Source organism: Bradyrhizobium sp. Leo170, from assembly GCF_004296405.1.
GTDB lineage: Bacteria > Pseudomonadota > Alphaproteobacteria > Rhizobiales > Xanthobacteraceae > Bradyrhizobium.
The window spans coordinates 1-3,488 of sequence record NZ_PSRR01000539.1 but is presented as its reverse complement, the minus strand read 5'-3'; the positions used below and the strand labels follow the sequence as shown (position 1 = coordinate 3,488).

The 3,488-nt window shown below is 64.6% G+C and carries 4 protein-coding genes; all 4 read left to right on the top strand.

Annotation, left to right across the window (positions count from 1 at the left end; translation table 11 throughout):
• Window positions 1-954 (top strand): amidase (locus tag CWO89_RS42030; RefSeq protein WP_130584101.1); only part of this gene is annotated, 954 nt, incomplete at its 5' end.
• A gap of 209 nt (window positions 955-1,163) precedes the next feature.
• The gene (locus CWO89_RS42025; RefSeq protein ID WP_130584100.1) at window positions 1,164-1,640 is read left to right on the top strand and encodes a glutathione peroxidase; all 477 of its coding nucleotides are present in this window, start codon (window positions 1,164-1,166) and stop codon (window positions 1,638-1,640) included.
• On the top strand, window positions 1,637-1,900 hold the full coding sequence (locus CWO89_RS42020) for a DUF3297 family protein (RefSeq protein ID WP_130584099.1): 264 nt from the start codon (window positions 1,637-1,639) through the stop codon (window positions 1,898-1,900). The genes CWO89_RS42025 and CWO89_RS42020 overlap by 4 nt, the downstream gene beginning before the upstream one ends.
• Window positions 1,901-2,038: 138 nt before the next feature.
• Window positions 2,039-3,208 carry a mandelate racemase/muconate lactonizing enzyme family protein gene (locus CWO89_RS42015; RefSeq protein WP_130584098.1) on the top strand — a complete coding sequence of 390 codons (1,170 nt, stop codon included), beginning with the start codon at window positions 2,039-2,041 and terminating at the stop codon, window positions 3,206-3,208.
• Window positions 3,209-3,488 lie beyond the last annotated feature (280 nt).

Below are 3,488 nucleotides of genomic sequence, written 5' to 3'. Positions count from 1 at the left end.
GATGGCGGCATCACGCCGGGCGGCTCCTCCGGCGGCGCGGGGTCCGCGGTCGCGGCCGGCATCGGGCATATCGCGCATGGCACCGATATCGCGGGCTCGATCCGCTACCCGGCTTATGCCTGCGGCGTGCATGGCCTGCGGCCGACTATGGGCCGCATCCCCGCCTTCAACGCGGCGCTGCCGGAGCGGCCGATCGGCCCGCAGATCAGCGCCGTCTCGGGGCCGCTGGCGCGCACCGTCAACGACCTGCGCATCGCGCTCGCGGCGATGGCGGCCCGCGACGTGCGCGACCCCTGGTGGATGCCGGTGCCATTGGAAGGACCTTCGGTGCCGAAGCGCGTCGCGATGTGCCTCGATCCCGACGGCCTCAGCCCGGTCGCCGAGGTGAAGGCGGCGGTGGCGGATGCCGGCAAGCGGCTGGAGCGCGCCGGCTGGACCGTCGAGGAGATCACGACAACGCCGCCGCTGCGCGAAGCCGCCGACCTCCAGACCAAGCTCTGGCTCGGCGACGGCTATGAGGCGCAACTGGAAGCCGCCGAGCGCGAGGGCGATCCCGGCGCGCTCGCCTGCCTGCGCGGCAGCCGCGCCAAAGTGCATCCTTTCGATCTTTCGAAAGCGCTGACGCGCCGGGCGACGTTGACGCGCGAATGGCTGGCGTTCTTCGAACAATACGCGGTGTTGCTGATGCCGGTCTCCGGCGAATTGCCGTTCCCGGATCAACTCGATTGCAAGGACGATGCCTCCTTTGCGCGGGTCTGGCACGCGCAGTTGCCGCAGATCGCCATTCCTTTCATGGGCCTGCCTGGGCTGGTTGTGAGCACAGGCCTGGTCGGCCGGATTCCCGTCGGCGTGCAACTGGTCTCGGGCCGCTACCGCGAAGATCTCTGCCTTGCCGCGGGCGAGGCGGTCGAAGCCGGCGGCACGCCGTCCGCGGTCGTCGATCCCGCAGGCTGATCGAACCATGATGATTGCAGCGCGCAAAGCTCCCTCTCCCCGTTCTTACGGGGAGAGGGTTGGGGTGAGGGGCTCTCTCCGCGGATACGGTGACAGACGGACTCGTAGAGGCTCCCCCTCACCCGGATCGCATCTGCGATGCGATCCGACCTCTCCCCGCAAGCGGGGCGAGGTGAAGCGGAGACCGCTTCGTGCTTTGAGGGAAAACCATGCCCACTGTCTATGATTTTGCGGCCCGTTCGCTGGCCGGAGATGAAGTGCCCTTGAAGCGGTTCGAGGGGCAGGTGCTGCTCATCGTCAACACCGCCAGCGCGTGCGGCTTCACGCCGCAATACAAGGGCCTGCAGGAACTCTATCAGGGGCTCTCGCCGCGCGGTTTTTCCGTGCTCGGCTTTCCCTGCAACCAGTTCGGCGGGCAGGAACCGGGTGATGAAAAGCAGATCGGCGAGTTCTGCGAAACCAATTACGCGGTGACGTTCCCGATGTTCGCCAAGATCGAGGTGAATGGCGCGAACGCGCACCCGTTGTACGAACACCTGAAGAGCGAGAAATCGGGCCTGCTCGGCCCGTCGATCAAATGGAATTTCACCAAATTTCTGGTCGACCGGTCGGGCAGGGTGGTGGCGCGCCATGCGCCCACCGCGCGGCCCGAAGGACTGAAGACAGCAATCGAGGCCCTGCTATGAGCGAGAACAACGAACCCACCCATGACGAACTGCCGGACCGCCTGTCGGTCGATCCGAACAGCCCGTACTACAATGCGGATGTCCTGGCCCGCGATGTCGGCATCCGCTTCAAGGGCGCCGAAAAGACCAATGTCGAGGAGTATTGCGTCAGCGAAGGCTGGGTGCGCATCACCGCCGGCAATGCGAAGGATCGCTACGGCAATCCGCTGACCATCAAGGTCCACGGCCCGGTCGAGCCGTATTTCCGCGACAAGAAGTAGCGCTAATAGCTCTCAGCCGTCATTGCGAGGAGCGAAGCGACGAAGCAATCCATGCCTCCACAAGCGGTGAAATGGATTGCTTCGCTTCGCTCGCAATGACGTCGTGGCGACCACCGCAATTTAGAAAGCCAAACACACATGTCCGTCCGTATCATCGACGTCCGCGAGGTGACAAAACCGATCGCCTCGCCGATCCGCAACGCCTATATCGATTTCAGCAAGATGACGACGAGCCTGGTTGCCGTCGTTACCGACGTCGTGCGCGACGGCAAGCGCGTGGTCGGCTACGGCTTCAATTCCAACGGTCGCTACGGGCAGGGCGGTCTGATCCGCGAGCGCTTTGCGCCGCGGCTGCTCGAGGCCGATCCGAAAGCGCTGCTTGATGCGAGCGGCGACAATCTCGACCCGGACAAGGTCTGGTCGACCATGATGTCGAACGAGAAGCCGGGCGGCCACGGCGAGCGCTCTGTCGCGGTCGGCACTATCGACATGGCGGTGTGGGATGCGGTTGCGAAGATCGCGAACAAGCCGCTGTTCCGCCTGCTCGCCGAGCGGCATGGCGTCAAGGCCAATCCGCGCGTGTTCGTCTATGCCGCCGGCGGCTATTACTATCCCGGCAAGGATCTCTCCGCGCTGCGCGCGGAGATGCGCGGCTATCTCGATCGCGGCTACAATGTCGTGAAAATGAAGATCGGCGGCGCGTCTGTAACCGAAGACAGCGAGCGGATCGAGGCGGTGCTGAAGGAGATCGGCAAGGACGCGCAGCTCGCGGTCGACGCCAACGGCCGCTTCGATCTGGAGACCGCGATCGCCTATGCAAAAATGCTGCGGGACTATCCGCTGTTCTGGTACGAGGAAGCCGGCGATCCCCTCGACTTCGCGCTGCAGGCCGCGCTCGCAGAATTCTATCCGGCGCCGATGGCGACCGGCGAGAACCTGTTCAGCCATCAGGATGCGCGCAATCTCGTTCGTTATGGCGGCATGCGGCCGGACCGCGACTGGCTGCAGTTCGATTGCGCGCTGTCCTACGGCCTCTGCGAATATCAGCGCACGCTGCAAGTGCTGAAGACCCACGGCTGGTCGCCAAGCCGCTGCATCCCGCATGGCGGCCACCAGATGTCGCTGAACATCGCCGCCGGCCTCGGCCTCGGCGGCAATGAGAGCTATCCCGATCTGTTCCAGCCCTATGGCGGCTTCCCCGACGGTATCAGCGTCGAGAATGGCCACATCACCATGCCCGATCTTCCGGGCATCGGCTTCGAAGGCAAGAGCGATCTCTACAAGGAGATGAAAGCGCTGGCCGAGTGAGCCACACTCGCGCCAAAACCTCCGCCGTCATTCCGGGACGTCCGAAGGACGAACCCGGAATCGATCGGGCCGCAGGCGCAGGCGGAGGAATGGATTCCGGGCTCGCGCTCCGCGCGCCCCGGAATGACAGTCCCCGTCATTGCGAGCGAAGCGAAGCAATCCACGTCTCCACTTGCGGGGCTATGGATTGCTTCGCTCCGCTCGCAATGACGATGTGGGTGCGTCAGGTGCGACAAATCAACCCGACGGGCAAATCACCAAAAGTCTGTCCAGCCCTCGC

Excerpts from the sequence above, each read along its gene's own strand:
- CWO89_RS42025 (WP_130584100.1), top strand. The coding sequence starts at position 1,164 with ATGCCCACTGTCTATGATTTTGCGGCCCGTTCGCTGGCCGGAGATGAA.
- CWO89_RS42020 (WP_130584099.1), top strand. The coding sequence starts at position 1,637 with ATGAGCGAGAACAACGAACCCACCCATGACGAACTGCCGGACCGCCTG.
- CWO89_RS42015 (WP_130584098.1), top strand. The coding sequence starts at position 2,039 with ATGTCCGTCCGTATCATCGACGTCCGCGAGGTGACAAAACCGATCGCC.